The following is a 26,946-nucleotide window of genomic DNA, read 5'->3' on the forward strand; positions in this document are numbered from 1 at the left end:
CACTTCCCGTGGGGGAATGCAGGTGCAAGGCCTGCCCAGCGCTCGGACGAAGGCCCCGGCCTCCTCACGGAGACCGGGGCCTTCCTGCTGCCCCGGCCGGCGCGCGCCGCTCCCCGGCCGCGGTTCAGACCTCTCCCCGCCAGGCGCCCGTCTCGACGCCGCGCGCCTCGATGAACAGCTTGAACCGCTTCAGGTCGCCGGCGACCTGGCGCTTGACGAAGCCGAGCTTGTCGGCCGCCGCCTCGGCCAGCCCGTCGGGCGCCCAGTTCATGTGCAGGACGACCTTGGTGGTGCTCGCGTCGATCGGCTGGAACGTGACCAGCCCCGCCTGGCGGGCCTCCCCGTCCACCGTCATCCACGCGACGCGCTGGTCCGGGAGCTGCTCGGTGATCCGCGCGTCGAACTCGCGCTGCACACCGTTGACGTTCGTCACCCAGTGCGTGAGGGTGTCCGACCGCTGCTCCACACGTTCCACCCCCTCCATGAAGGCGGGGAAGTCCTCGAACTGCGTCCACTGGTTGTAGGCCGTACGCAGCGGAACGTTGACCTCGACGTACTCCTCGACGTGCGACATGTGACCCCTTTCGTGTGCCGGGCAGCCCCGCACCCTCGGTGCCGATCACCGCTTCCGGACGTTCACGGCCCCGCTACCCCCCTTCGCGGTGCGCATGCGCCGCCCCCGGAGCCCAAGACGCGAGGGTGTCGGCCGTCCCCGCCGGGGCAGGGGGGTGGAGGTCCGGGGCGTTGTCGTCGTCCGACCGTCCACACCCGCAGAGGAGCCGCATTGAACGCCGCCGTCCGCCCGCTGACCGTCCTGGGAGCCGCGATACTCCTGACAGCCGCCGCAGGCTGGGCCGTCGACCTGCTGCTGCGCCGGGCCGACGCGCGGCACCCCGAGACACCCCTGTGGCACGCGCTGCGCCGCTGCCGGCCCGCCCTCCAGATCGTGCTGCTGGCCGCGCTGCTCAGAGGCGCCCACAGGCAGACCGCGTGGCGCCCGCTCCAGGAGCACGAGGCCGCCGTCGGCCGGATCCTCTCGCTCGCGCTGATCGGGGCCGGCGCCTGGCTGATCGTCGGCGTGACCTCGGCCGTCGTCGAATCCGGGTACGCCCGCTACGCGACCGGCACCCGCGACCCGGCCCGGGTGCGCCGCGTCCGCACCCAGGTGTCCCTGATCATGCGGGTCGTGACCGCCGTCGTGGTCGTCGTGGCCGTCGCGGCGATGCTCCTGACCTTCCCCAGCTTCCGGGCGCTGGGCACCTCCGTGCTCGCCTCCGCAGGGATCATCGGCATCGTCGCGGGCGTCGCCGCCCAGTCCACGCTGGGCAACATCTTCGCCGGGTTCCAGATCGCCTTCGGGGACATGGTGCGCATCGGGGACACCGTCGTGGTCGCGGGCGAATGGGGCGTGGTGGAGGACATCACCCTGACGTTCCTCGCCGTCCGGACCTGGGACGAGCGGCGGATCACCATGCCCGTCTCGTACTTCACCACCCGCCCCTTCGAGAACTGGTCCCGGGGCGGCGTCCAGATGACCGGAACCGTCTTCGTCCACTGCGACCACAGCGCGCCCGTGGACCTCATCCGCGGCAAGGTCCGCGAGATCCTGGACGGGTGCCCGGAGTGGGACGGGCGCGGCTGGGACGTCGCCGTCACCGAGACGACGCCCTCGGCCATGGTGGTGCGCGCGATCGTCACGGCCAAGGACGCCGACGACCTGTGGACGGTCCGCTGCGCGGTGCGGGAGCAACTCGTGGCGTGGCTCTCGGAGAAGCACCCGGAGGCCCTGCCCCGCGTCCTCCTCGCACCGCCGCCCGAACTCAGGCCGGGTAGGTGAAGGAGCCCAGCGGCGGGGCGGCGAGGATCACCCGCCCGGCGCCGGGGCGTTCGGTGAAGGCCCGGGCCTCGGCGGCCCGCCGGCGCCGCTCGTCCCGGTCGTCGGCGTGCCGGGCGTCGCGCCGCGCGTGGGAGTAGTCCCACGTGTCGTCGATGAGGCCGAGGGCGGTGTTGCCCGAGCTGCGCCCGAACTCGGCCTTCACCGCCGCCTCCTGGAGGGCGGTCTGGGTGGCGGCGAGGTCGATGCGGGTGATCAGGACGCCCGGCGTGTCCGGTTGCCGGGTCGGCATGGGGACCTGGGCCAGCGGCGACACCCCGGTGTCGAGGCGGTCGATGTTGTCGACCGTCGCGTCCTGGGCGTCCCGCACCGCGGCCCGCATCTCCCGGTGCAGCCAGAAGAACTCGTCGAGGTCGGCCTCGGTGAGGCGTATCCGCTGGTACAGGGCGCGGAATCGGGGATCGTGGTGCAGCGGCAGGACGGGGCCGGCGTGCAGGGCCACGCAGTCGTTGTACCCGGCCGCCACCGCGGCGTCGAGGTGGCGGAGCACCGGCTCCGCCTGTCCGCGCGTGAGGGCGAGCCCGGCGAGGCCCGCGTGGGCCGCGGCCGCCAGCCAGGCGGCGGCGGGCCCCAGGGCCGTGGCACGCGCGACGACGTCCTGGAGCCCCGCGGCGACGTCGACGCGCAGCGGGACGCCGAAGAGGCCGCTCGCGAGCGAGGAGAGGAAGTCCTGCGGCGGCGGCGCCGCGGCGGCCGCGCTGTCGGCCAGGTGTGCCACCAACAGCTCGTGAACACGGGCGGCCAGTGAGTTGACGGTGTCGGCCATGGATCTCCTCGGACGTCGGTGGTGAAGATCGGCGTGATGCGGCTACAGCATCGCCGACGCCCCCGCCGCCGGGCGACCGGCCCCGACCCCTCCGATTGCCCACACCCCGTCACCTCGTCCGCCACGCCGCGTTACTGACGTACCGTCATGCAACCGCCCAGGGCTGGATGGCCAGGGCCCACACTCCCCACATCGGTACGGACACCAGCGCGGCGAGCACGTCCCGCCGGCACCGCTCCAGCCGGCGTCCGGCCCGCTCGGTCAGCCGCCCCCGGCGCAGCGCCCGCCTCGCGGTCCCGTGCGCGGCCTCGCGCACCGCGCAGAGCGCGGAGGGGAAGGCCGCCAGGGTCACGACGAGCCAGCCGGTGACCTGGTTCCGGGGCAGGAACACGCCGCCGACGACCACGGCGACGGTGATCAGGAACCAGGACGCGGCCTGGAAGCCCAGGAGGGGGACGGCTTGCTCCCAGACGGGTTCGGCCCCTCGTGCGATCCGGCCGGGCCGGGCGCGCTCGACCCTGTCCAGGGCCTCCTCCCACTGCGCCAGGGCCGCCGCGGCCGCCGCGCGGTCCCCGCGTTCGGACACCAGCAGCGGGCCGAGCATGATCACGCGTTCGGCCCTTCGGACGGGGCTCTTCGACGGCTGGTGCGGCGTGCTGCTCATCCCACGGCTTCCGGTTCGGCTTCGGCTGCCCAGCATGATGCCGTGTCCCGCATCCGGGCGCGGGCCCCGCCCCCGGCGCTGGAGGCGGGGCGGTGGACCCGTACGGGGGAACGGGCGGCGCCGAGCGGGTCCCGTCCGGTGAGGATCGGGGCATGGGCTTCCTCCTCCCGGTCCTCTTCGCGCTGTTCGCCGCGTTCAGCAACGCCCTCGCCACGGTCCTCCAGCGGCGGGCCTCGCTCACCGTGCCGCAGAGCGACGGCTTCCGGTTCGGGCTCGTCCTCGACCTGCTGCGGCGGCCGCTGTGGATCGCCGGGATCCTGGCGGTGATCGCGGCCGGGGTCGGCCAGGCCCTCGCGCTGGCGACGGGCGCGCTGGCCCTCGTACAACCCCTGTTCGTGCTGGAGCTGCCGCTCGCCCTTCTCATCGCCTCGCTCCTGGCCCGCAGCCCGCTGCCGGGCGCCCTCTGGCTGGCGGTCGCGGGGGTGGTCGCCGGGCTCGGGGTCGTGCTCCTGGCCGCCGCACCCACCGGGAACCGGACCCACGTCCCCTTCGACCGCTGGGCCCTGGCCCTGCCGGCCTGCGCGGCGGCGGTGGCCGTACTGGCCGTCACCGGACTGCGGCGGCCACCCGGCCGGGCGCGGGCCGGATGCCTCGGCGCGGCCACCGCCGTCTGCTACGCGCTGACGGCCGCACTGATGAAGTCCGCCGTACACGTGCTCCAGGACGGCGGCACCGTCGCCTTCCTGACGGCCTGGGAGACGTACGCCTTCGGCGCGAGCGGCGTCTGCGCCCTGCTGCTCCTCGAACACGCCATGCAGGGCGGACCGCTGGTCGCCTCGCAGCCCGCGCTGACCCTCGGTGACGCCGGCGTCGGCATCGCCCTGGGGGTCCTGCTGTACGAGGAGCACCTGCGGGCCGGCTGGTGGCTGGTCCCGCAGCTCCTGGGCCTGGCCCTGATCTGCGCCGGGGTCCTGGTCCTGGCCAGGACCGAGACCCCGGCGGAGCCCTGCGCGGCGTCCCGTTGAGCCGCCCCGGCCGGACCGGCCGACCGTTCAAGATCCGTTAGGGTGTTCGACGTCCGCGCCGGGCTGCTCCCGCCGCGGGAGGCACACGCAGCATCCGGGGGACGAGAAGTGAGCACCACCAGGCCGCAGCCGGCGCGCGCGGGGTCCGAAGGACTCCTCAGCCCGGTGAACGAGTTCTTCCGCACCGTCATGGGCGACCACGCCCCCGGACCGGACGAGCGGCCCGACGACCGGCTCATAGGCACCCTGCAGGTCATCCGGACCCTCCTCGGGATGATCGCCGCCGTGTGGATCGTCCTGGCCTACCCGCTGAGTTCGGGCCGGCAGGACTTCGTCATCGGCAAGCTCGTCGAACTCGGACTCGCCTGCGGGATCCTGCTGGCGGGAAGCATCCTCGGCATCAGCGCCTTCCTCGTCGCCGGCACCCCGGACCGGCGCCGCGCCTTCGCCCGCCGCCTGTGGGGACCGGTCGCCTACATGCTCGCGCTCGCCCTGGGCCCGGCACTGGTCTGGCTCTCCCTCACCACCGTCAGGGGGGACCTCGCGAGCGAGACCGACGTGGTGGACTTCTTCTCCGGGATCTTCGGCCGCGGCATCCTGTGCTCCCTGGTCAGCTTCCTCGTCGCGGCCGTCGGCTGGCTGCTCGCCCTCGCGCTGCTGATCGCCTCGATCCCGTACACGATCCTCGCCGCCTACGTCTGCGTGGCCTCCTGCTTCCGGGCCGCGGACGTCCACCAGCTGCTCCCGGCACTGCTCTCGCCGCTGCTGGTGTGGTCGCTGTTCGCCTTCCAGCTCTTCAACGGCCCCGACGTCGCCGCGCCCCCCGAGGTGCTGTACACCTTCCTGCTCGGCGGCCCCCTCTCGGTGACCGCGCTCTCCGCCTGGGAGGTGTGGCGCCTGCGCCGCCGCCACGGGATCACCCTGCGCGGCGCGCTGGGCCGCTGACCCGACCGGGCGTCGAGCGGCCCGCCACGCAGCGTCACCCCCGCGGCCACCCGGGACAACCGCTCCGTACGGGGCAGACGTCCGGAAGGGAGCGCACCGGCGCTCCGGGACCGGAGAGGTGGCCATGCAGTCGACTTCTGGAGGGACCCCGGTCCAGGACGGCGCGCCGCGCACCGGGATCGTTGTCGCGGCCCGCGTGGGACTGGCCACCCGCGGGGTCCTGTACGTCCTGGTCGGCGCGATCGCGCTGCGCATCGCCTTCGGGGAGGACACCGGACGGCAGGCGGACCGCCAGGGGGCGCTCGCCGGGCTGGCCAGCGCCCCCCTGGGACAGGTGATGATCTGGGCCGTCGGCATCGGCCTGGTCGGGATGACCCTGTGGCGGCTCTCGGAGGCGGTCTTCGGCGGTGCCGGGCCCGACGGGAAGAAGGCCGGCAAACGGCTGGCGGGGGCCTTCCGGGCGGTGTTCTACGCCGTGGCCGCCGTGTCCGTCTTCGCCTTCGCGGCCGGGCAGGGCGGCGGCGGGTCCGGCGACGAGCAGTCGCGGGACGCCACCGCGAGCGTCCTGGAATGGCCCGGCGGCCGCTGGCTCGTGGCCCTGGCGGGACTGGGCGTGGCGGTGGGCGGAGTCGTGATCGCGGTGTCGGCGCTGCGGCGGAAGTTCCGCGACGACCTGGCGCTGCCCTCCTGGCCGGGATGGGTGAGGGGGGTCGTCGACGTCCTCGGGATCGGGGGCGGCCTCGCCCGGGGCGCCCTGTTCGCGGCGGCGGGCGGCTGCGCGTTCTACGCCGCCGTGGACTACGACCCCGACAAGGCCAAGGGCGTCGACGACACTCTGCGCGCCTTCGCCGGCACCCCGGCCGGACCGTGGCTGCTGGTGGCGGTGGCGGCGGGCCTGGTCCTGTTCGGCCTGTTCTCGTGGGCCGCGGCCGCCTGGCAGCGGGTCTGACACCCGCCGTGGCGCCCGCCGCCGCGGCCCCGCCCCACGGCCCGCGGTCGCCCGTACGCCGCCGATCGGCTCCCCGGGCCGTGTCGCCGCGCCCGTCACCGGTCACGGCGTGCAACCGTCTCCCCATGACCGAAGGCCTGACACCTCACCTCTCCCCGGCGCGCATCACCGTCCTGGGCGTCCAACCCGGAAATCCGCCGTTCCGGATCATCGAGCTCGACGGGGAGGTCGTCGGCCGGGCCGAGTCGATGACGGACGTGCTGCTGGTCGCCTCGGAAGCGGGGATCACCATCCACGACCTCGACGACCTGGACGAGGTCCGCTGGGTCGGGGGCGGCAAGTTCACCTGGTCCCCGCACTGACGGACCGCGTCCCTGAGCCGGCCGTCCGTCCGCGCGGACGGACGGCCGGCCGGGCGGCGGTCAGGCCCCTTCGCCGAGGACGGTACGGATGAGCGCCCGCTGGTCGTCGGAGAGGCAGGGGTCCTGGACGTCGAGGACCTCGCCGTCGACGGTGATCCGGTAGTGGTATCCGTCCGCCACGGACGACAGGGCCCGGTGGGCGAGCTCCTCCAGCCGCGACGCGTCCTGCCGTCCCGCGGTGTCGAGCGCGCGGAGCTTCTCGGCTCCGGTGAAGCCGCCGGTGCGGGTGACCGTGATCAGCATGACCGTTCCTCCGGTTCCTGTGGGCCGGCGCGGGATCCGCGCGGGAGGCGGCGCACCGCCGCCCTGGACGCGGGTGCCCGCGATGCCGGCCCGTTCCCCCCGGACGGCGGGGAACGGCCGGAAAGCGTCGGCGCGGGGCCCGGAGGGAGTTCGACGACGGCCCGAAGACACGGCCTAGCGGCGGCCCCAGGCCGTGAGCATGCCGGGGCCGAGTTCGGCCAGGCCGGGGGAGTCCAGGTAAGCGAGGGCCTCGTCGAAGACGACCGGTTCGAGCCGGCCCGGGGCGAGCAGGTCCGTCCGCATCCGCTGCCAGGTCTCGCGCCAGAAGGCGGCGAGCGGAGTGCCCGGCCTCAGGGGCGGGCACACCAGCTCGGCGGCGACCTCGGCCAGACCGGCCGCGCGCAGGGTGTGCGGGTAGTCGAGCACGGCCGCGACGTCCGTGCCGATGGTCTCCGCGAGGGTGCGCCACATGGCGTCCAGGGTGCGCCGGTACGCGGAGTGCGCGTCGGCGGGACCGGGTACGTCCGCCGCGTCGCTGAGGACGAGGTACCCGCCGGGCCGCAGGCGTTTGGCGAGGCGGTCGACGAGGGCCCGGCGCCCGGGGAGGTGCATCAGCACGAAACGGGCGTGGACCAGGTCGAAGGAACCGAGCTCCGCCTCGTCGTCCAGCCGGTCCAGGTCCTCGGTGAGCACCCGGAGCCGGGGCCCCGCGAGCGGTGCCAGCATGGTGGTGTCGCGGTCCAGGGCGACGACCTCCTCGACCCCGGCCTCCTCGGCCAGCCACCGGGCGACCGTGCCCGTACCGGCACCGACCTCGAGGCACCGCCAGCCGGGGCCGACGCCGAGCGCGCGCAGCCGCCGCCGGGTGAGCGGGTCGTAGACGAGGGCGGCGTGGTCGATGCGCTCGCCCTCACCGGGCGCCTCGGGCCGGAACAGCGCCTCACCGTACCGGCCCGCGCGTCCCGGGTGCGCCGGGCGCTCCTCGGGGGATGCTGCTGCCACCGCGACTCCTTCCGCCGGACGGCCCCGTACCGCCCGGCTGAAGGATCGCCCGCGGGCCGCCGGGACACCGGCATTGGGCCGGTCGGCGGCGCGCCCCGGCACGGCCCGGCACCGCCCCCGGCGCCCCCTCGCTCAGGCGGGGGCGCGCCGCGCGGTGAGCAGCAGGTACTCCCACTCCATGGACCCGTCCCGCAGGGCGCCGGCCGCCAGGGCGGCGAGGGCGTCGTCCAGGGCCGCGGTCCGCTCGGGATCGTCGGCGAGGTACCGGTAGACGGCGATCGTCGGCCCGTACGCGGCCTTGAAGAACTCCCGGAACTCCTCCGGCCCCCCGAAGGTGTCCACGCGCAGGGCCCGCCGGCGCGCCTCGACACCGGTGACGCGGTCGCCGAGCAGCTCCCGCACGTGCGCCTCGTTCCCCCACAGCGGGGGTGGCTGCGCCCCCGGCGGGGGCGGCGGGGCGTACGGCTTCATGGTGGCGAACATCTGCCCGATGAAGCCCTCCGGGGTCCAGCTGAGCAGCCCGATCGTCCCGCCGGGCCGGCAGACCCGTACCAGCTCGTCGGCGGTGGTCTGGTGGTGCGGGGCGAACATGACCCCGACGCAGGACATCACCGTGTCGAAGGCCCCGTCCCCGAAGGGCAGCGCCTCCGCGTCCGCCTCCTGCCAGCTCAGCACGACACCGCGTGCCTCGGCCTCCTTGCGTCCCACGGCCAGCAGCTCGGGCGTGAGGTCACAGGCCACCACGTCGCCGCCGGCCAGCGCGGCCGGGATCGAGGCGTTGCCCGACCCCGCGGCGACGTCCAGCACCCGGTCCCCGTCCTTCACCCCGCAGGCCTCGACCAGAGCGGGCCCGAGCCCCGCCACGACCTGGGTGGCGACCGCCGGGTAGTCGCCGAGGGCCCACATCGCCCGGTGCTTCGCCTTGAGCGCGCGGTCGGCCTCGCGCGCGTCCGCCGTCTCCGTCATGCCATCCGCCTCCCTCGTCCGTACGGTGCCGATGGCCTTCCTCCTTCGAGCATAGGAACCGGGCGGACGCCCGGCCCGGCGGCGGCCCCACGCGTCCGTCCGGGTGGATTCCGGGTGGGGACACCGCGCGCCGCGGGCGCCGCCGCATCCGCAGAAACGATCGGGTCCTGGTACGACGGGCGCGTTCCCGCCCGACCGAAAGGTGCCCGCCCATGCCCCCCACCCGCAACGCGGCCACGGCGCCTCCCAGGGGCCGCCTCCCCGCCTCCCCGGTCAGACGGCCGGCGCCGTCCGGCCGCGGAGGCGGCCGGCCACCACCGAGTGCCCCAGCAGGAGGACGCTCAGGCCGAACATCAGCACGCCCAGCGGGACGTGCACGGACGCCACGCGCGCGATGCCCAGGACGACCTGCGCCGAGGCGAGCACCAGCATGCCGGCCGCGTACAGGACCGGTCTGACCGGCCCGCCGCCCGGACGCCACCCCAGGACCGCCGCCAGCACGTACAGCATCGACGCGGCGTACATCCCCCGCGCCCCGGCCCCGTGCAGCGCCTCCCCGTACTCCGTCGACAGCAGCAACCCCGCGGTCACCGCCTGGAAGAAGACCCCCACGGTCTGCAAGGCCGCCGCGATCCGCATGAACGTCCCCGTCGCCGTCTGCTCGGGCATGGTGAGCCCCTCTCCTCCTGCGCGCCGACGGTGTACCGGGAACGCCCCGCCGTCTCGTCATGACGACGACGCAGCCCCCGAGGATGTGAGGTGACCCACCAACTCGCCCTCCACCAGGCCCTTTCGCCGAGGATGGCCCCATGACCACAGATCCGGCCCCGAGCGCGATCACGGCGGAGCGCACCCGGCTGACCAACCTCGCCTACCGCTTCCTCGGCTCCCTGTCCGAGGCCGAGGACGCCGTCCAGGAGGCCTACACCCGCTGGTACGCCATGCCCCGGGAGAAGCGGGAGGCCGTGGAGTCGCCCGGAGCCTGGCTGACGACGGTGGCGAGCCGCGTCTGCCTCGACGTGCTCGGCTCCGCCCGCGCCCGGCGCGAGAGCTACGTCGGGCAGTGGGTTCCCGAGCCGCTGCCCGACCGCGCGGAATGGACGGACGCGCACGGCGGCCCCGGCGCCGACCCGGCCGACCGGATCACCCTCGACGAGTCGGTCGACATGGCCTTCCTCGTCGTACTGGAAGCGATGACCCCGGCCGAAAGGGTCGCGTTCATCCTCCACGACGTGTTCCGCTACCCCTTCGCCGACGTGGCCGGCATCCTCGGCCGCACCCCGGCGGCCTGCCGCCAGCTGGCGGCGTCGGCCCGCCGCCGGGTCGGCCCGGCCCGCCCCCACCCGGGCCCGGCCGCCGGGCGGGCCCGCGTCATCAGGGACTTCAAACGGGCCTGGGAGGCCAAGGACGTCGCGGCCCTCGTCGGCCTCCTCGACCCCGGCGCCACGATGGTCGCCGACGGCGGCGGCCTGGTCGGCGCCGTGGCGCGCCCGGTCGTGGGCGCGGACCGCATCGCCCGCTACCTCACCGACACCGGCGGCCGGTCCACACCCGGCATGACCCTCCTGGAACGGTCCGTCAACGGCCGCCCGGGCCTGGTGGCCCGCTTCGGCACCACCACCGTCACCGTGGCCGCCTTCGCCCTCGAGGGCGACCGGATCACCCGCATCTGGGCGGTGCGCAACCCGGAGAAGCTCCGGACCTGGAACTGACGGGCGCCACTGCCGGAGCGCCTAGTTCCGCAAAGTTGGCGCTTCCGAGATGATGTGCGCCCGTCACCCCGGCCGAAAGGATCGGAGCATGGCCAGCCTGTGGTCAGGGCAAGGCGTACTGCGCCGCAAACCGATCGAGCACATCGAGGAGCCCGAAGGCGCGCCCAGCCAGCAGCTCACCCGCACCCTCGGCCTCTGGCAGCTCACCGCCATCGGCGTCGGCGGCATCATCGGCGCCGGCATCTTCACCCTCGCCGGGACCGTCGCCCACAGCGTCGCGGGCCCGGCGGTGCTGCTCTCCTTCCTCATCGCCGGCGTCGCCAGCGCCGCGGCCGCCTTCTCCTACGCCGAGTTCGCCGGCCTGATCCCGAAGGCCGGCTCCGCCTACACCTACGGATACGCCGTCCTCGGCGAGCTGGCCGGCTGGTTCATCGGCTGGGACCTGCTGCTGGAGTACACGGCCATCGTCGCGGTCGTCGCCATCGGCATCTCCGGCTACTTCAACTTCCTCCTGGAGGAGACCGGCGCCGCCCTCCCCACGTGGATGCTCGGCGCCCCCGGCACCGGCGAAGGACACCGCTTCGACCTCATCGCGGCGGTCCTGTGCCTGTTCACGGCCTACCTGCTCACCCTCGGCATCAAGAACGCCGCCCGTTTCGAGACGGTCGTGGTCGTCCTCAAGGTGCTGGTCGTCCTGCTCGTGATCGTCGTCGGCTTCTTCCACATCACGACCGACAACTACACGCCGTTCTTCCCGTTCGGCGTCGGCGGCGCCTTCACCGGAGCCGCCACCGTCTTCTTCGCGGTCTTCGGCTACGACGCCATGAGCACGGCGGCGGAGGAGTCCAAGGACGCCCAGCGGCACATGCCCAAGGCGATCCTCTACTCCCTCGCCATCGCCATGGTGCTGTACGTCCTGGCCTGCCTGGTCCTGACGGGCATGCAGAAGTACACCGACATCGACCCGGAGAGCGGATTCTCCAGTGCCTTCAAGGCGGCCGGGCTGCCGGTCGTCGCCGACATCATCGCGGTCGGGGCGATCATCGGCATCCTCACCGTCATGTTCACCTTCATGCTCGGCGTGACCCGCGTGTGGTTCTCCATGAGCCGTGACGGACTCCTGCCCGGCTGGTTCGCCAAGACCCACCCCACCCGCCACGTCCCGACCCGGGTCACCTGGATCGTCGGGGTCGCCTCGGCGGCCATCGCCGGCTTCGTACCGATCGGCGAGGCCGCGGAACTCACCAACATCGGCATCCTGCTCGCCTTCGCCGTCGTGTGCACCTCGGTCATCGTGCTCCGCTACAAGCGCCCCGACCTGCCCCGCACCTTCCGCACCCCGCTGATGCCCTTCACCCCCGCCGTCGGGGTCATCGCGTCGATCTGGCTCATCACCTACCTCCGCGTGGAGACCTGGCTCCGCTTCGTCCTCTGGTTCCTCATCGGCCTGGTCATCTACTTCGGCTACTCCTACCGCCACTCCAAGATGGCGGGGAGTACGGACCGGCCGGTGAGCGAGCGGTGAGCCGCCGGTGAGCGCTCCCCCCGAGAGTGATGTCACCGGGCCCCGCCGAGGGGCACCGGGCGGACACACGACAGGGGAGCGAAGAACATGGGCGAGCAGCTGACCGGCAAGACCGCACTGGTGACCGGCGGGTCGCGCGGCATCGGACGGGCCGTCGCGCTGCGGCTGGCCGCGGAGGGAGCGCTGGTGGCGGTGCACTACGGCGCGAACGGGGCTGCCGCCGAGGAGACCTTGGCACGGATCGAGGAGGCCGGCGGGCGCGCCTTCGCCGTCCGCGCCCGGTTCGGCGAGGACGGAGCCCTGGACCGGCTCTTCGAAGGGCTGGAACGCGGACTGGCGCGGTACGGCGCGAAGGGCCTGGACATCCTCGTCAACAACGCGGGCATCAGCTCCGGGAACTCCATCGGGCAGGTCACCGAGGAGGAGTTCGCCACCCTGATGGCCGTCAACGTCAGCACACCGTTCTTCGTCGTCCAGCGGGCCCTGCCACTGCTGAACGACGGCGGCCGCATCATCGGCATGGGCTCGACCGCCAGCCGCTTCGCGGTCTCCACCCAGATCGGCTACACCATCAGCAAGGCGGCCCTGGAAGCCATGGCCCCCTCCCTCGCCAACGAACTCGGCCCCCGCGGCATCACCGTCAACACGGTCGCGCCCGGCGCCGTACGCACCGACCTGACCGCCGGCCACACCGCGATACCGGAAGTGGTCGCGGGCCTGGAGGCGATCACCGCGCTCGGGCGGATCGGCGAGCCGGAGGACGTCGCCGACGTGGTCGGCTTCCTCGCCGGCCCCCAGGGCGGCTGGATCACCGGCCAGACCATCGACGTGTCGGGCGGGACCTGGCTCGGCCCGCTCGTGCACACCGGCTGAACTCCCCTTCCGCGCCCGGGGGATAATCGCCCCCATGTGGTTCGGCATCCTCGGAGAGACCTGGGCGCGGCACGACGACGGGACCGAGGTCCCCCTCGGCGGCCCCGCCCGGCGCGCCCTGCTCGCGCTGCTGCTGATCGGCCCGGGCGGTGTCGTCCCGGCCGAGCAGCTGGCCGAGGAGATCGAACCGGCCGGAGCCGTCTCCGCGCACGCCCTCCAGTCCCAGGTCTCCCGGCTGCGCACCGCCCTGGGCCCGGCGGCCCCCATCGAACGGGTCGGCGCCGGCTACCGCATCGCGGTACCGCAAGAGGCGGTGGACGCGGCCCGGTTCGAGGCACTGGCCGCGGAAGGGCGCGCCGCCCTCACCGCGGGCGACCCCGCCCGGGCCGCCGCCGAGCTGCGCCGCGCCCTGGAGTTGTGGCGCGGCCCCGCCCTCGCCGGGCTCGCCGACCGGAGCGAGTCCGCCCGGGCCGCGGCGGCACGGCTGGAGGAAGCACGCCTCGCCGCCCTGGAGGACCGGATCGAAGCGGAGCTGCTGCTCGGCGAACACCGATCGGCCGTACCCGAGTTGCGCGAGCTCACCGACCGGCACCCGTTGCGTGAGCGGCCGGCCGGCCTGCTGATGCGCGCACTGTCCGCCCAGGGGCGCCAGGCCGAGGCCCTCGTGGCGTTCGAGCGGACCAGACGGCACCTGGCCGAGGAACTCGGCGCCGACCCGTCGGCCGAACTCATCTCGCTGCACGCCGAACTGCTGGACACCGCCCCCGCCCCGCGGCCCGCCGCCCCACCCGCCCAGCTGACCTCCTTCGTGGGCCGCGAGGAGGAAGCGGCCGAGACCGCCGCCCTGTTGCGGGAATCGCGCCTGGTCACCCTGACCGGTCCCGGCGGCGTCGGCAAGACCCGCCTGGCCGCGGAGGTGGCGGCCGGCACCGCCCCCGCCGGCGTCTGCTTCGTCGAACTGGCGGCGCTGCACGACGGCGGCCCGTCGGCACCGCCCGCGAGGGATGTCCGGCCGGGGCGGGCCGCCCGCAGCGTGCTCGCGGCGCTCGGCCTGCGCGAGAACGGCCTCCAGATGGGGGAGGGCCCGCCGCGCACGGCGCTCGACCGCCTGATCGCCGCCCTGACCGACCGGCCGCTCCTGCTCGTCCTGGACAACTGCGAGCACGTCGTCGAAGAGGCGGCCGCGCTGACGGCCCGGCTGCTCGCCGCCTGCCCCCGGCTGCGGGTGCTGGCCACCAGCCGCGAGCCCCTCGGGGTCATCGGCGAACACGTCCTCCAGGTCCGGCCCCTGGACGAGGCGGCCGCCGTACGCCTGTTCACCGACCGGGCCCGCGCCGTACGCAGGGGCCCCGCGGGCGAACCCGCACTCCTGCGCCGGATCTGCGACGCCCTCGACGGCCTGCCGCTGGCCATCGAACTCGCGGCGGCCCGCCTGCGCACCCTGGAACCGCAGGACCTCGCCGGACGGCTGGACGACCTCCTCGGCCTCACCGGCCGCGGCAGCCGCACCCCCGACGAACGGCACCGCACGATGCGCGCCGTGGTGGCGTGGAGCTGGGACCTGCTGACGGACGCCGAACAACGCGCCGCCCGCCGCTTCACCGTCTTCGCGGGCGGAGCCGGCCACGAGGGCGCACGGGAGGTCTGCGGAACGGACGCCGACACCCTGGAGTCGCTGGCCGACAAGTCCCTGCTGGAGACCGCGGGCACGGGCCGCCTCCGGATGCTGGAGACGATCCGCGCGTACGGCACCGAACGCCTGGAAGAGGCGGGCGAGGGCGAGGCCACCCGCCGCGGCCACGCCCGGCACCTGCTGGAACTGCACCGCCGCGCCGCACCGCACCTGCTGCGGGCCGGCCAGCTGCGGTGGCTGCCCCGCCTCGCGGCCGAGCACGACAACCTGCTGGCCGCGCTGCGCTGGGCGGTCGGCGCCCACGAGAGGCGCACCGCCCTGGAACTCCTCGCCGCCGCCTCGACGTCGCTGTGGATCCGCGGCGCGGCCGCCGCCGCGGCCCCGTACGCACTCGCCCTGCTCACCGCCGACGACGCCCCGCCCGGCCGTCTCGCCGGGGAGGACCTCGGCGAGGAGTACGCCGCCTGCGTCCTGCTCGCCGCCTCCACCACGGCCGGCCGGCCGCTCTGGCAGCGCCACCGCACCGCCGCCCTGGAAGCCCTGGCCGCCGCCTGGCCGGGAGACCGCCCGGGCCGCTACCCGGTGGTCCCCTTCCTCTGGATGATGCGCACCGCCGGCGAGACCGACCGGCAGGACACCCGGCACGTCCGGGACGCGTTCGCACTCCTCTCTTCCCAGCACGACTGCCCCGACCCCTGGGCGCGGGCGGCCGCCCGGTACGTGTCCGGGTACGCCACCCTCGGCGAGGGCGACGCCGACGGCGCCGAGCGGGCCTTCGACGCCGCCGCCGACGGGTTCTGCGGCCTGGGCGACCGCTGGGGCACCGCGCTGGCCCTGGACGCCCTCGCCGGCCTCGCGGCCACCGCGGGCGCCGACCGGGAACGGGCCATCGAGCTGACCGACCGCGCCCTCGCCCTCACCGGGGAACTCGGCGCCGTCGAGGACTCCGCCGACCTCCTGGTCAACCGCGGCGACCACCAGCTGCCCCAGGACCCCGTCGCGGCCCGCGAGGACTACTCCCGGGCCGCCGCCCTGGCCCGCGGCAGCGGCAGCCCCGCGGCCCTCGCCGCCGCCCTGCGCGGCCTCGGCGACATCGCCCTGCTGGAGGGACGGCCGCAGGAGGCGGAACGGCTCTACGCGGACGCACTCGACCGGATCGACCCCCACTGGGTCAAGAGCCTCGGCAACCGGCTCCGCTGCCTCGGCGGCCTCGGCCGCACGGCCGAGGCCCGCGGCGACCGCGCCGCCGCCCGCGCCCACTACGACGGCGTGGCGGCGGCGGTGGCCGCCCTGGGCCCCTCCGCCCCGGAGGTACTGCGCCTGCTGGGCCTGCCGCAGGAGCTCGTCACGGCGGCGGGTGCGCGCTGAACGTCCCGCCGCGCGCACCGCTCAGCGCAGGCGCCGCCAGAACGGCGGGACCTCGCCCTCCCGCCGGTTGGGATGCGGGGTGACCTCGCGGGGGGTCAGGGACCAGGCGCTGTCGTAGCTGACGATCAGCAGCCGTGCCCCGCGGGTCAGCGCCACCGTGCTCCGACCCGGCCACCGGTCACCGCTGTGCAGGGTGCGGCGCGAGGCGCTGCGCCGCAGGGACTCCAGCTGGAACCAGGCGTCGTCCTTGCTGTTGCGGTACCGGACGGCGAGGTCGATGGCGGGCCCCGCGTACGCCAGGACGTCGGGGCCGACGCCCTCGACGCGCTCGGAGGCGTCCCGCAGCACCGACACCGGACTGACGGTGATCTTCCACTCGCCCCGCGCCTTCACGCGCAGCCGCAGCGGCCCGTTCCCGTCGTGGTCCACGATCCCGCGCCCGGTGAAGTCCTCGGCCCAGCCGCGCAGCGCCGAGGGGCTCTGCTCGCGGTTGCGGTGGTTCAGCCGGCTGACCTCGACGTGGCCGTCACCGAGGCGGACCAGGTCGACGACGGCGAAGCCGGCCGCCGTGGCCGGCTCCACGCGGACGATGTCCTCCCCGCGGCCCTCCTGGGTGAAGACGGGGAAGTCCGGACCGAAGTCGGTGGGGAGGCTGTTGATCCGCCGGGTGATGGTGCCCAGCAGCGGGGCGCCCGACTTGGAGACGGGGACGCCGGCGGGTACGCCGGCTGCCGCGGCGGACGCTCCGGCCCCGGCCTCCGACGGGACGGCCGCCCCCGGAGCCGGTGCCGCCCCCGCAGCCGTGACCGCTCCCGCCAGGGCCGGTCCCGCCGTGAGCGTTCCGGCCGGCAGCGGCGGGGCGGGCGGCGGGGCCTCGGGCAGTGCGGGGGCGGGCGGCGGACCGGCATCCGCCTCCCGCGCCCCGGACTCCGCCTCCTCCTCGACCGCGAACCCGTAGTCCCCGGCCAGCCCCGGGAGCCCGGAGTCGTAGCCCTGCCCGACCGCGCGGAACTTCCAGCCCCCGTCGCGGCGGTAGAACTCGCCCAGCACGTAGGCGGTCTCGGTCGTCGCGTCGTCGTCGTCGACCGAGTACACCACCATCCTCTCGCCCGTGGCCGTGCTGACCGCCTCCAGGTACAGCCCCGGTATCTCCCCGAACGTCGCGCCCTCGCAGGAGGCCGCGATGACGATGCGCTCCACCTCCGGCTCGACCCGGCCGGGGTCGATCTCCAGCCAGTCCGCCGTCCGGCCGTCCTCGCTGCGGGCGTTGCCCAGCAGCTCCACGGCACTCGTGGCGTGCGCGCGCTGGTTGTAGAAGACGAGGTCGCTGCGGCCCCTCACCTTTCCGCCGTCGTCCAGCAGCAGTGCCGCCGGGTCGATCTCGGGCACACCCGGCCCGGCCGCCCGACGGACCACGGCGACCCGCATGGGCTCGCCGGACATGGGCAGATTGCCCCCCTTGATGATCTGCGTCATGACGGCATCGTCGCAGGCCAGCCCACCACAAGTCGAGGCCTTCCGGCCTGGTGTGACGATCCGTGAGACACCTCCTAGCACACTCGGCCCGGCCGGGGGCGGACCTCGGCCAAGCCCGCCCCCGGCCCGCCCGCCCCCGGCTACCGTGCCCGGGACGGCCGTGCCCCGGTGGCGGCGGCCGGGGGAGGAGCGGGCGGATGGGGACCACGGTCGTGGGGTTCCGGCTCGGCTGGGACAGGAAGGGCCGGCAGGCCACGGTGGTGCTCACCCAGGCGGGCATCCTGCACCACGGCAGCGGCCTCCTCGGCATGCCACCGCGCCCCGCCAGACCGCAGGCCCCGGCAGCCGCGGATCCGCATCCGGTGCCCCGTCAGGCCGCCACCCTGCGCCGGGTGTACGCGGGCCTGGTCCACCAGGGCTACGGCCGCGAGCTGATCCCGCCGGTCTGCGTCCGCCTCGACACCGACGAACGCCCCCTCCACCCCCGGGGCGAGCACGCGCCCCGGGCGCATCCCGAGCTGATCGCCGAATTCACCGGAGCCGCCCCCTGTGGCCCCGGCACGCTCGACGACGCCCTGACCGCCTTCTACACCGCGATCGGCCTCACCCCGCCGCCGCCCGCCGCCGCCCCGCCGCCCGGCCCGGGCGGCGTCCCCCCGGCGGTCCGCCGGGCCCTGGGCGCGCTCGCGGAGGGCCGCACCCTCGCCTCCCGCCCCGGGCGCGGCACCGGCTGGAGCGTCACCGGGGCCGGGGTGCGCCTGCACGCCGGTCCCGGCGGCGCGGACCTCACCCACCGCGAAGTGGCCGAGCTCCAGGCGGCCCTGACGGCCTGGCTGCGCCACCAGCGCGGTCCCGGTGCGGGAGCCCGCGCGCGCTGACCCGTATCGGACGCCCGGCCGCCCCGTCACCCGGAACGCCCAGCGGTACCGGGCGTTCGCTGCGCGCGGGCACGGCCGTGTGGTTTCCTGGGCCCCGCTCCGCACTGTGGCGGAGTTGCTACTCGGAGTGAAGGGGAATGTTGTCGTGAGCGTTCTGGACATCAAGCTGGACCGGTCGTTCGACGTCTTCGACTCGGACCGCGACGGGCGGCTCGACAAGTCGGACGTCATCGGCCTCTCGGACCGGCTCGCCGAGTCGCTCGGCCTCACCCCGGACGACGTGGCCGGGCTCCGGGACTCGCTCGGGCAGCTCTGGGACACCGTCTTCCAGCGGATGGACCGCAACGACGACGGGGGAGTGGACCGGCAGGAGTTCCGGGCGGCGTTCCGGGCGCGGATCGTCACCGACCAGAACCGGATCTGGGAGCGGATCCGGAACATGAGCAACGCCTGGACCGAGCTCGGCGACCGCGACGGCGACGGCATGCTGAGCAGGGACGAGTACACCTCCCTGCTGCACGGCATGTTCCGGCTGCCCCGGCAGACGTTCGACGAGGCCTTCGACCGGCTGGACGTCGACGGCGACGGGCAGCTGAGCCGCGAGGAGATCAGCTCGGCGATGAAGGAGTACTACACGAGCGAGAACCACGCGGCCCGCGGCAACCAGTTCTTCGGCCGCCTCTGACCGCCGGGCCCGCGGCGGGCGCCCCGCGCCCGCTGCCGGCCCCCGCCCCGCCCGCTGCCGGCCCGCGCCCGCGGGGGCTCCTCCGCAGCCGGTTCGTATCGCCTCCCCGCTCGTTGACCGGAGAGCAAGCCGATCTTTCGATGTTCTCTGGAGGACCCCCGATGGCCGATGCCGCACTGCCGGTGATCGTTCTGTCCGACCCCGATCCGATCCGCCGGCACGAGACGGCCGAGCTGGTGCAGAGCTGGTACCGGACCTCGTTCCGGGTGCTCCAGGTCGGCGGACCCGCCGAGGCGGCCCGGGCGCTGAACGCGCTGGCCGACCGGAAGGTGCCCGTCGCCGCCGTGCTCGCCGACGAGGCCCCCGAGCCCGCGACCGCGCACCCCGGCGTACGCTGGCTGCCCCTGGCCCGGCGCTCCGACGACGCGCCCGCCCCCGACGACGCGTCCGCCCACCCCGGTGAACACCCCGCCGAGCACCTCCGGGTCGCGCTCGACGACTCCCTGTGCACCTGGAACGCCGACTGCCGGGGCGACCTGCCGACCGCCGAGGTGCGCGGCAGCCGGTTCTCGCCCGCCGCCTACGCCGTAAGGGACTTCCTCGGCCGCAGCGGCGTGATCTTCCGCTGGCTGCCCGCGGAGGACACGAGGGACGCCCCGGTCACCGTCCGGCTCGGCGACGGCACCGAGCTGACGGACCCCTCGATCAGCGAACTGGCCGAACGGCTCGGCCTCATCCGCCCGGCCGCCCAGGACCACTACGACGTCGCCGTGATCGGCGGCGGCCCCGGAGGCCTGTCCGCGGCGGTGTACGCGGCCGCCGAGGGCATGAGCGTGGTCGTGATCGAGGACGACGCCCCCGGCGGACAGGCGGGCTCGACCTCGCGGATCGAGAACTACCTCGGCTTCCCCGTGGGCCTGACCGGCGGCGACCTCGCCCAGCGCGCCCTCCAGCAGGCCCGCCGGGCCCGAGTCGAGTGGCAGCCCACCCGGGTGGCGAGCCGGGTGGCGCCCACGGAGACGGGCGACCACAGCGTCGAGTTCGTCAAGGCGGGCACCGAGGAGGCGGCCTCGGTGACCGCGGCGGCCGTGGTGGTCGCCACCGGAGTGGACTGGAACCGCCTGACGGCCCCCGGCGTCGACCGGCTCCTCAACTCCGGCGTGTACTACGGGTCCTGCCTCTCCGACGCCCCCTCGACCGCCGGTGAGGACGTGTACATGGTCGGCGCCGGCAACTCCGCCGGCCAGGCCGCCCTCTACTTCGCCCGCTACGCCCGCTCCGTCACCCTGCTGGTGCGCGGCACCGACCTCGGCGCGTCCATGTCGAGCTACCTGGTCCAGCGCATCGAGCGGACCCCGGGCCTGCGGGTCCTGCTGGGCACGGAGGTCGCCGAATGCCTCGGCGGGGACACCCTCACCGGGCTCAGGCTGCGCGAGCGCGACGGCGGAGAGCGGACCGTCGGCGCCCACTGCCTGTACGTCCTGATCGGCGGCCGCCCGTCGACCGAGTGGCTCGGCGGCGCGCTGAAGCTCGACGAGCGCGGGTACGTCCTGACCGGCAGCGGCGGGGCGGGCCCGCAGGCGCTGCCGATGGAGACCAGCGTGCCCGGCGTGTTCGCCGTGGGCGACGTCCGGTCCGGGTCCGTCAAGCGGGTCGGGGCCGCCGTGGGCGAGGGCGCCGCGGCCGCGCAGTCGCTGGTCGAGTACCGGCGGCGGCACCCCGACCGATTCCGGGACGCGCGGGCGGCCTGCGGCTTCTGACCGGCTCAGGCCCCTGCCGCCCGGGCGGCAGGGGCCTGAGGGCGGCCGTCAGGGGCCGGCGTTCAGCTCCGCGACGACCGAGGCGGGGGTGGGGCCGCTGCCGTCGGACAGCCGGTGGAAGTCGACGGAGACGAAGTTCGGCGTGCGCCCCCCGGCCGCGGTCCGGCACTCGCCGGCGACGCGGTTCCTGAGCTTGGCGCCGTTGTCCAGGGCGGCGGTGAGGACGGTCGGCACGTTGCGGTGGTGGCTCATCGTGAACAGCCTCCGGAATCCCGGCTCCCGGCGGTCCAGGGGAACGTCGGGCCAGCGGGTGACGCACGCGAGGTCCTCGCCCATGTCACCGAGGCTCCAGTAGTTGGCGACCGTCCACGACCGGTCGTACATGACGCCCAGGCCCTCCCGGTCGGAGCGGTCGGAGAAGACCAGCAGGCGCTTGCCGGCGGTGACGAGGTCGGCCACCTTCGGCCACCCGTTCTGCCGGACGCCCCACGCGTCGGGCCGGAACAGCAGCTGGTCGAGCCCGCGGACCCGGCCCAGGGACTGCCGCAGCTGTTCGGCGCTGACGTAGTCCTCCAGGAAGACGGTCACGAACTCCTGGGGGTGGGTGACGAGGAAGTCCACCACGGTCTGCATCGTGCCGTGCAAGGACTGCCGGGGCAGTGCGTACGTGGCCCCGGCGAAGGTCTTGCAGTCGCCGTGGCACAGGTACACGTCACTGGGGTAGCAGTCGCTGCCGAAGCTGACGACGCACAGCCAGGTGCTGTGCTCGTACCAGTGCGTGTCCAGGCTCAGGCCGCGCACCCCGTTGTCCAGCTGGGCGCGCACCGACTCGGACTGGTTCACCGAACTCCACCGGGAATCCTCGTAGTTGGTGAAGGAGTTGTGGGTGGTCAGGAAGGCGGTCTCGTCGAGACGGCGGTCGCCCCAGCGTGCGGCGGCCGCCGCCGATGGGGTGCCGACGGCGGCGGTGGGCGGCGCGGGGGCGGCCGCGGCGGCCGGTGCGCACAGGAGGGCCGCCAGGAGGAGGCACAGGAAGAGGCGGAGGCCGGTTCTTCGCGGTCGCCCGGCGCCGCGGCCGCCCCGCCGGGCCCGATAAGGCGTGTCCATGTCAATCATGGCCGGAGGGTAGCGCTCCGCCCGGCGATGCGCCCGCACGCGGACGGGTTCGGCCGGTTCCCGCCGGCACCGGCCGCGGGCGGCGGGGAATAGGGCGGCACCATTCTTCGTTCCCGGGTATAGTTGAAACATAAACAATCTTGGGAAGGGGAGCCATGCAGTTCGGGATCTTCACCGTCGGGGACGTCACGCCCGATCCGACGACCGGACGCGCGCCCGGCGAGCACGAGCGCATCAAGGCGATGCTCACGATCGCGCAGAAGGCCGAGGAGGTCGGCCTCGACGTCTTCGCCACCGGCGAGCACCACAACCCGCCGTTCGTCCCCTCCTCGCCGACGACGATGCTCGGCTACGTCGCCGCGCGCACCGAGAACCTGATCCTGTCGACCTCGACGACCCTGATCACCACGAACGACCCGGTGAAGATCGCCGAGGACTTCGCGATGCTCCAGCACGTCGCCGACGGCCGCGTCGACCTCATGACGGGCCGCGGCAACACCGGCCCGGTCTACCCCTGGTTCGGCAAGGACATCCGCGACGGCATCGACCTCGCCATCGAGAACTACGCGCTGCTGCGCCGCCTCTGGGACGAGGACGTCGTCACCTGGAAGGGCAAGTTCCGTACGCCGCTCCAGTCCTTCACCTCGACCCCGCGCCCGCTCGACGGCGTCGCGCCCTTCGTGTGGCACGGCTCCATCCGCTCGCCCGAGATCGCCGAGCAGGCCGCCTACTACGGCGACGGCTTCTTCCACAACAACATCTTCTGGCCGGCCTCCCACACCCGGCAGATGGTGAACCTCTACCGCGAGCGCTACGCCCACTACGGGCACGGCACCCCGGAACAGGCCATCGTCGGCCTCGGCGGCCAGGTGTTCATGCGCAGGAACTCGCAGGACGCGGTGCGCGAGTTCCGCCCGTACTTCGACAACGCGCCGGTGTACGGCCACGGCCCGTCGCTGGAGGAGTTCACCTCCCAGACGCCCCTGACCGTGGGCTCCCCGCAGCAGGTCATCGAGCGGACCCTCTCCTTCAGGGACTACGCCGGGGACTACCAGCGCCAGCTGTTCCTGCTGGACCACGCCGGCCTGCCCCTGAAGACCGTCCTGGAGCAGCTCGACCTGCTGGGCGAGGAGGTCGTGCCGGTACTGCGCAAGGAGTTCGCGAACCTGCGTCCGGCCGGAGTGCCGGACGCACCGACCCACCGGGCCCGCGTCGCCGCGGCAGCGGCCGCCCCGGCCCAGGAGGAGGAGCGGGCATGAAGCTCGTCGTCGTATCGGCCGGTCTGAGCGCGCCCTCGTCCACCCGGCTGCTCGCCGACCGCCTCGCGGCCGCGACGCGGAGCCACGTGGACGCCCGGACGGAGGTGATCGAGCTGCGGGAGCTGGCGACGGAGATCGCCCAGCACCTCGTCACCGGGTTCCCGCCCGCCCGGCTGGCCGCCGCACTCGACGCGGTGGCCGCCGCGGACGGCCTGATCGCCGTGACACCCGTGTTCGCGGCCTCCTACAGCGGCCTGTTCAAGTCGTTCTTCGACCTCATCGACAAGGACGCCCTGACCGGCAAGCCGGTGCTCCTCGGGACGACCGGCGGCACCGCCCGGCACTCCCTGGTCACCGAGCACGCCATGCGCCCGCTCTTCACCCACCTGCGCGCCCTCGTCCTGCCGACCGCCGTGTACGCGGCCTCGGAGGACTGGGGCGGGGAGGGGCTGGAGCGGCGGATCGCCCGGGCGGGGGCGGAGCTGGCGCGCTTCGCGGCGCCCGCCGCCGAGGCCGCCGCCCCGGACCTCGGCACCGCCGCGGCCATCGCGCCCCGCTCGCTCACGGGGGCGATCACGTCGGTGGACCCGGCGGACGGCTTCACGGTGGTGCCGTTCGAGCAGCGGCTGGCCGCGCTCCGGGCCGGCTAGCCGGCCGGGGCCGGCCCGGCCCGGTCTCCTCGCCCCGCCCGAAGGCGAGCGCGGCGTCACGCCGCGTCCTCGTCGGGGCGGAGGGCGGCGCGGACGCCCGTGACGACCACGGCGAGCAGGCAGAGGGCGATGACGGTCTCGGCCCACAGGAAGGCGAACCAGTCCAGCACGCAGCCGATGGGGGGAGTGCCGGGCGCGGTGTTGCGGAACGCGGCGAGGGCGAACAGCGTGGCGGCCATCCAGGCGAGGGCGGGCCAGACCAGGCCCTCGCCGCGGGTCGTCAGGTACCAGGCCCCGATGAGCACGGACGCCGCCAGCGCCCACATGACGGCCATCATGAACACCGCGAAGACGAGCAGGCTGCCCGACCGCTCCAGCCCCACCGCCAGGGCGGCCTCCCGCGGTGAGCCGGCGGGGGCCGCGTCGACGGCGAAGAGGCTGTCGTTGTTGGAGAACAGCATCCGCACCGGCACCTGCCTGCCGTCGAGCACGGCCCAGAACTCGATGTCGGTCTCGTAGGAGTCGAAGGGGTAGTCGCTGATCGACCCGGCCGTGAGCGCGACCTGCACGTCCCGGGTCGTGATCCGCTCGTGCGCCCTGAACGCGAGGTCGCCGAGGGTCGCCGCGGAGGTCTGCAGGCCGAGGTCGGCCACCGGGGCGCTCCCGTCCTCCTCCCCGAGGGTCCCGCGCGGGGTGACCCGGACCCGCAGGACCAGCTCCCTGGACGCGGCGTCGACGCGCTGCACGGTGGCCCGCACGTCCACCCGGTCGGCGGCCGCGGAGCCGGCCGTGTGCACCCGGTCGAGCGCCTGCCGCTCGGAGAACTGCAGCCACGACCCCACCCCCACCGCCACCACGATCAGGACGGCGATGGGGAGCAGCACCGGCAGGAGTGACGTTCCGGAACGGCGGGGGCTGCGTGGGTCCCAGGTGGGGGCCATGGCGACTCCGGCGGGAGGGGAGGGGCGGTGACCGCGGTGTGATCCTCGTCCACCGGGCCGCCCGACCGCCGCATCCGGCCGGGGCGTGTCGGCGCGCGCCGGCGCCTCCGGGCCCGGCCCGGCGGAGTCCGCGCCGGCTCAGGCCCCGGGAGCCCGGGCCGGCAGGCGCAGGCCCACGACCGCTCCGCCGCCGTCGGCCGTGCGGGCGAACACGGTGCCCCCGTCAGCCGAGACCAGCTCGTGGACGATGGCCAGGCCCAGTCCGGACCCCGGCGTGCCCTGGGTGCCGGGCCCCCGGTGGAAGCGGTCGAAGACGGCCCGTTCCTGGCCCGCCGGGATCCCCGGCCCCCGGTCGTGGACCTGGACCCGCGGCCCGTCCACCCGGACCAGGACCGGGCTGCCGGGCGGGCTGAACTTCACGGCGTTGCTCAGCAGGTTGTCCAGGCACCGCTGCACCGCGCGCGGCCGGGCGTACACGGTCCCGCCCCGCGCCGCGTCGACCGTGACGGGGCGTCCCGTGCGCCGGCGGCAGCGGTGGGCGGCGTCCTCGGCCGCCTCCGCGAGGTCGACCGCCTCGGGCCGCTCCCCGGTGTGGCGGTCGGTGGCCAGCTCGACGACCTCCCGGACCAGGTCGTCCAGGGCCACCGTCTCGCGGACCAGGGTCGCGAGGATCTGCTCCTCGTCCCCGGGGGCGAGCCGCCCCCGGGCCCGCTGGAGCAGTTCGGCGCTGCCGCGCACCGAGGTCAGCGGGGTGCGCAGCTCGTGCCCGGCGTCCTCGACCAGCTGGCGCTGCTGGGCGCGGGAGCGGCGCAGCGCGTCCAGCATGGCCTCGAAGCTGCGGGTGAGCCGGCCGATCTCGTCCCGCCCGGCGGGCGGCAGGTCGGCCTCCAGGTCCTGGGTGGTGCTGATCCGGTGCGCGGCGCCGACCAGGCGGTTCACGGGCCGCAGGATCCGGCCCAGGACCCACCAGCTCAGGAGCGCGGCCACCGCGGTGGCGGCGGCCGTGGTCCAGGTGATCCGCCACATGAACCCCCGGTCGAGGGCTGCGGCACCGCTGTAGCTCTGCGCCACCATGACCGCCCCGCCGGCCGGGAGCGGCAGGGTGAGGATCCCGTACTCCGTGCCCTCCACGACCACGTCCTCCCGGCTGCTGCCCGCGCCCGTACGGGCCACCCGCGCGGCCGCCTCGGACACCGGCAGGCGGGAGGCGGGGCCGGGGCGGACGCTCCCGTCGGCGAGCAGGACCTGCTCGGTCGTGCCCGGCCGGGCGGGCGGGGTGCGGCCGGCGTCGAGCAGGGCGACCACGGCCCCGGCCCGGTCCTCCAGACCGCGTTCGAGTTCGTCCCCGACGAGGACACCGATGCCCCGGTAGGAGGTGAAGGCGGCGAACAGCATCGCCAGGCCCGCGGCCGCGACGACCACCAGCGTGATCTTCGTACGGAGCATCAGGCCGGCCGCACCGTGTACCCGACGTTGCGCACGGTGTGCACGATCCGCGGCGCCCCGCCCTCCTCGGTCTTGCGGCGCAGGTAGCCGATGTAGACGTCGAGGGAGCGCGAGCTGGTGTCGAAGTCGAAGCCCCAGATGCGCTCGTAGATCTGACCGCGCGTCAACACGGCGCCCTGGTGCGTCAGGAGCAGCTCCAGGACGTCGAACTCCGTCTTCGTCAGGTCCAGGACCAGGCTTCCCCGGACGGCGCTGCGCGCGCCCGGGTCCAGGACCAGGTCCCCGGCGGCGAGCACCCCGGGGGCGGCCGGCCCCGGCTCGGTGCGCCGCAGCAACGCCCTGATCCGGGCGAGGAGTTCGTCCGTGGCGAAGGGTTTGGCGAGGTAGTCGTCCGCGCCCGCGTCCAGGCCGGCCACCCGGTCGCCGACCTGGTCGCGGGCGGTCAGCACCAGGACCGGCAGCCGGTCGCCGCGCCGACGCAGGGTCCGGCACAGCGACAGCCCGTCCAGTCCGGGCATGACCACGTCCACCAGGGCCAGGTCCGGCTCCTCCCGGTCCACCGCCGCCAGGCCCTGGAGCCCGTCGGCCGCCTGCACCACCCGGTACCCCTCGAAGCGCAGCAGCTGGTCCAGGGTGCTGCGTACGCCCGGATCGTCCTCGACGACCAGCACCGTGCGGCGGTGCGCCGTGATCGCGTCAGTCATGTGATCATCATCGCCGGTGGCGGGAGTGGTCACCGCGGCGGCCC

General features: G+C 74.8%; 26 protein-coding genes. 14 read left to right on the top strand and 12 right to left on the bottom strand.

Going from position 1 to position 26,946, the window contains the following annotated elements; translation table 11 throughout:
- Positions 1-124: 124 nt before the first annotated feature.
- Complete coding sequence (locus ABD973_RS32700) at positions 125-574, bottom strand: SRPBCC family protein (protein ID WP_125594737.1); 450 nt, start codon at positions 572-574, stop codon at positions 125-127.
- 210 nt (positions 575-784) lie between these two features.
- Here ABD973_RS32700 and ABD973_RS32705 point away from each other — a divergent pair, with 210 nt between their 5' ends.
- Positions 785-1,837, top strand: a complete 1,053-nt coding sequence (locus ABD973_RS32705; protein ID WP_125819812.1) for a mechanosensitive ion channel family protein — start codon at positions 785-787, stop codon at positions 1,835-1,837.
- Here ABD973_RS32705 and ABD973_RS32710 read toward each other — a convergent pair.
- Both ABD973_RS32710 and ABD973_RS32715 read right to left on the bottom strand, forming a co-directional pair.
- Positions 1,821-2,660 (bottom strand): hypothetical protein, encoded by an 840-nt coding sequence (locus ABD973_RS32710; RefSeq protein WP_345503853.1) that lies wholly within the window; start codon positions 2,658-2,660, stop codon positions 1,821-1,823. The two genes, ABD973_RS32705 and ABD973_RS32710, sit on opposite strands and share 17 nt — an antisense overlap.
- Positions 2,661-2,805: 145 nt before the next feature.
- Positions 2,806-3,324, bottom strand: a complete 519-nt coding sequence (locus ABD973_RS32715; protein WP_125819810.1) for a hypothetical protein — start codon at positions 3,322-3,324, stop codon at positions 2,806-2,808.
- 152 nt (positions 3,325-3,476) lie between these two features.
- Between ABD973_RS32715 and ABD973_RS32720 the strand changes: the two genes are divergently transcribed.
- The 4 genes from ABD973_RS32720 (at position 3,477) to ABD973_RS32735 (ending at position 6,605) form a co-directional block, all read left to right on the top strand.
- Positions 3,477-4,349, top strand: a complete 873-nt coding sequence (locus tag ABD973_RS32720; RefSeq protein WP_345503855.1) for a DMT family transporter — start codon at positions 3,477-3,479, stop codon at positions 4,347-4,349.
- A gap of 108 nt (positions 4,350-4,457) precedes the next feature.
- Positions 4,458-5,294, top strand: coding sequence for a hypothetical protein (locus ABD973_RS32725; protein ID WP_345503857.1), 837 nt, complete (start codon positions 4,458-4,460; stop codon positions 5,292-5,294).
- A 124-nt stretch (positions 5,295-5,418) separates the two neighbouring features.
- Positions 5,419-6,243 carry a DUF1206 domain-containing protein gene (locus tag ABD973_RS32730; protein ID WP_345503859.1) on the top strand — a complete coding sequence of 275 codons (825 nt, stop codon included), beginning with the start codon at positions 5,419-5,421 and terminating at the stop codon, positions 6,241-6,243.
- 125 nt (positions 6,244-6,368) lie between these two features.
- Complete coding sequence (locus tag ABD973_RS32735; RefSeq protein ID WP_125594743.1) at positions 6,369-6,605, top strand: hypothetical protein; 237 nt, start codon at positions 6,369-6,371, stop codon at positions 6,603-6,605.
- A gap of 60 nt (positions 6,606-6,665) precedes the next feature.
- On the opposite strand, the gene ABD973_RS32740 is transcribed toward ABD973_RS32735, so the two are convergent.
- The 4 genes from ABD973_RS32740 to ABD973_RS32755 all read right to left on the bottom strand — a co-directional run bounded on the left by ABD973_RS32740 (position 6,666) and on the right by ABD973_RS32755 (position 9,545).
- Positions 6,666-6,908, bottom strand: coding sequence for a protealysin inhibitor emfourin (locus ABD973_RS32740; protein ID WP_125594744.1), 243 nt, complete (start codon positions 6,906-6,908; stop codon positions 6,666-6,668).
- A gap of 174 nt (positions 6,909-7,082) precedes the next feature.
- A complete protein-coding gene (locus ABD973_RS32745) occupies positions 7,083-7,910 on the bottom strand; it encodes a class I SAM-dependent methyltransferase (RefSeq protein ID WP_345503862.1) in 828 nt (275 codons plus the stop codon).
- Positions 7,911-8,042: 132 nt separating this feature from the next.
- Complete coding sequence (locus ABD973_RS32750) at positions 8,043-8,876, bottom strand: class I SAM-dependent methyltransferase (RefSeq protein WP_125819805.1); 834 nt, start codon at positions 8,874-8,876, stop codon at positions 8,043-8,045.
- A gap of 273 nt (positions 8,877-9,149) precedes the next feature.
- Complete coding sequence (locus ABD973_RS32755) at positions 9,150-9,545, bottom strand: hypothetical protein (protein ID WP_345503865.1); 396 nt, start codon at positions 9,543-9,545, stop codon at positions 9,150-9,152.
- 140 nt (positions 9,546-9,685) lie between these two features.
- Between ABD973_RS32755 and sigJ the strand changes: the two genes are divergently transcribed.
- From sigJ to ABD973_RS32775, 4 genes are all read left to right on the top strand, one after another.
- Positions 9,686-10,588, top strand: coding sequence for an RNA polymerase sigma factor SigJ (gene sigJ, locus ABD973_RS32760; RefSeq protein WP_345503867.1), 903 nt, complete (start codon positions 9,686-9,688; stop codon positions 10,586-10,588).
- 88 nt (positions 10,589-10,676) lie between these two features.
- Positions 10,677-12,113 (top strand): amino acid permease, encoded by a 1,437-nt coding sequence (locus tag ABD973_RS32765; RefSeq protein ID WP_125819800.1) that lies wholly within the window; start codon positions 10,677-10,679, stop codon positions 12,111-12,113.
- Positions 12,114-12,200: 87 nt separating this feature from the next.
- The gene (locus ABD973_RS32770) at positions 12,201-12,986 is read left to right on the top strand and encodes an SDR family oxidoreductase (RefSeq protein ID WP_345503869.1); all 786 of its coding nucleotides are present in this window, start codon (positions 12,201-12,203) and stop codon (positions 12,984-12,986) included.
- Positions 12,987-13,020: 34 nt separating this feature from the next.
- On the top strand, positions 13,021-15,987 hold the full coding sequence (locus ABD973_RS32775) for an ATP-binding protein (RefSeq protein ID WP_345503871.1): 2,967 nt from the start codon (positions 13,021-13,023) through the stop codon (positions 15,985-15,987).
- A 21-nt stretch (positions 15,988-16,008) separates the two neighbouring features.
- Here ABD973_RS32775 and ABD973_RS32780 read toward each other — a convergent pair whose 3' ends face one another.
- On the bottom strand, positions 16,009-17,463 hold the full coding sequence (locus ABD973_RS32780) for a TerD family protein (protein ID WP_345503873.1): 1,455 nt from the start codon (positions 17,461-17,463) through the stop codon (positions 16,009-16,011).
- Positions 17,464-17,660: 197 nt separating this feature from the next.
- Between ABD973_RS32780 and ABD973_RS32785 the strand changes: the two genes are divergently transcribed.
- The 3 genes from ABD973_RS32785 to ABD973_RS32795 all read left to right on the top strand — a co-directional run bounded on the left by ABD973_RS32785 (position 17,661) and on the right by ABD973_RS32795 (position 20,786).
- A complete protein-coding gene (locus ABD973_RS32785) occupies positions 17,661-18,341 on the top strand; it encodes a hypothetical protein (protein ID WP_345503875.1) in 681 nt (226 codons plus the stop codon).
- A gap of 145 nt (positions 18,342-18,486) precedes the next feature.
- The gene (locus ABD973_RS32790) at positions 18,487-19,026 is read left to right on the top strand and encodes an EF-hand domain-containing protein (protein ID WP_164720809.1); all 540 of its coding nucleotides are present in this window, start codon (positions 18,487-18,489) and stop codon (positions 19,024-19,026) included.
- A gap of 161 nt (positions 19,027-19,187) precedes the next feature.
- On the top strand, positions 19,188-20,786 hold the full coding sequence (locus ABD973_RS32795; RefSeq protein ID WP_164720808.1) for an NAD(P)/FAD-dependent oxidoreductase: 1,599 nt from the start codon (positions 19,188-19,190) through the stop codon (positions 20,784-20,786).
- 48 nt (positions 20,787-20,834) lie between these two features.
- Here the strand turns inward: ABD973_RS32795 and ABD973_RS32800 are convergent, their stop codons facing one another.
- Positions 20,835-21,902 (bottom strand): PI-PLC domain-containing protein, encoded by a 1,068-nt coding sequence (locus tag ABD973_RS32800; protein ID WP_345503878.1) that lies wholly within the window; start codon positions 21,900-21,902, stop codon positions 20,835-20,837.
- Between the two features lie 155 nt (positions 21,903-22,057).
- Here ABD973_RS32800 and ABD973_RS32805 point away from each other — a divergent pair, with 155 nt between their 5' ends.
- A complete protein-coding gene (locus ABD973_RS32805; protein WP_125819793.1) occupies positions 22,058-23,161 on the top strand; it encodes an LLM class flavin-dependent oxidoreductase in 1,104 nt (367 codons plus the stop codon).
- Positions 23,158-23,811, top strand: coding sequence for a CE1759 family FMN reductase (locus ABD973_RS32810; RefSeq protein ID WP_345503880.1), 654 nt, complete (start codon positions 23,158-23,160; stop codon positions 23,809-23,811). Before ABD973_RS32805 ends, ABD973_RS32810 begins: the two co-directional genes overlap by 4 nt.
- 56 nt (positions 23,812-23,867) lie before the next feature.
- Here ABD973_RS32810 and ABD973_RS32815 read toward each other — a convergent pair whose 3' ends face one another.
- The 3 genes from ABD973_RS32815 to ABD973_RS32825 all read right to left on the bottom strand — a co-directional run bounded on the left by ABD973_RS32815 (position 23,868) and on the right by ABD973_RS32825 (position 26,902).
- Positions 23,868-24,752 carry a DUF4436 family protein gene (locus ABD973_RS32815; RefSeq protein ID WP_345503882.1) on the bottom strand — a complete coding sequence of 295 codons (885 nt, stop codon included), beginning with the start codon at positions 24,750-24,752 and terminating at the stop codon, positions 23,868-23,870.
- Between the two features lie 138 nt (positions 24,753-24,890).
- Positions 24,891-26,198 carry a HAMP domain-containing sensor histidine kinase gene (locus ABD973_RS32820; protein WP_345503884.1) on the bottom strand — a complete coding sequence of 436 codons (1,308 nt, stop codon included), beginning with the start codon at positions 26,196-26,198 and terminating at the stop codon, positions 24,891-24,893.
- Entirely contained in the window at positions 26,198-26,902 is a 705-nt protein-coding gene (locus ABD973_RS32825) for a response regulator transcription factor (RefSeq protein ID WP_125819789.1), read from the bottom strand. The genes ABD973_RS32820 and ABD973_RS32825 overlap by 1 nt, the downstream gene beginning before the upstream one ends.
- Positions 26,903-26,946: the final 44 nt, after the last annotated feature.

The organism is Streptomyces racemochromogenes (genome assembly GCF_039535215.1).
GTDB lineage: Bacteria > Actinomycetota > Actinomycetes > Streptomycetales > Streptomycetaceae > Streptomyces > Streptomyces racemochromogenes.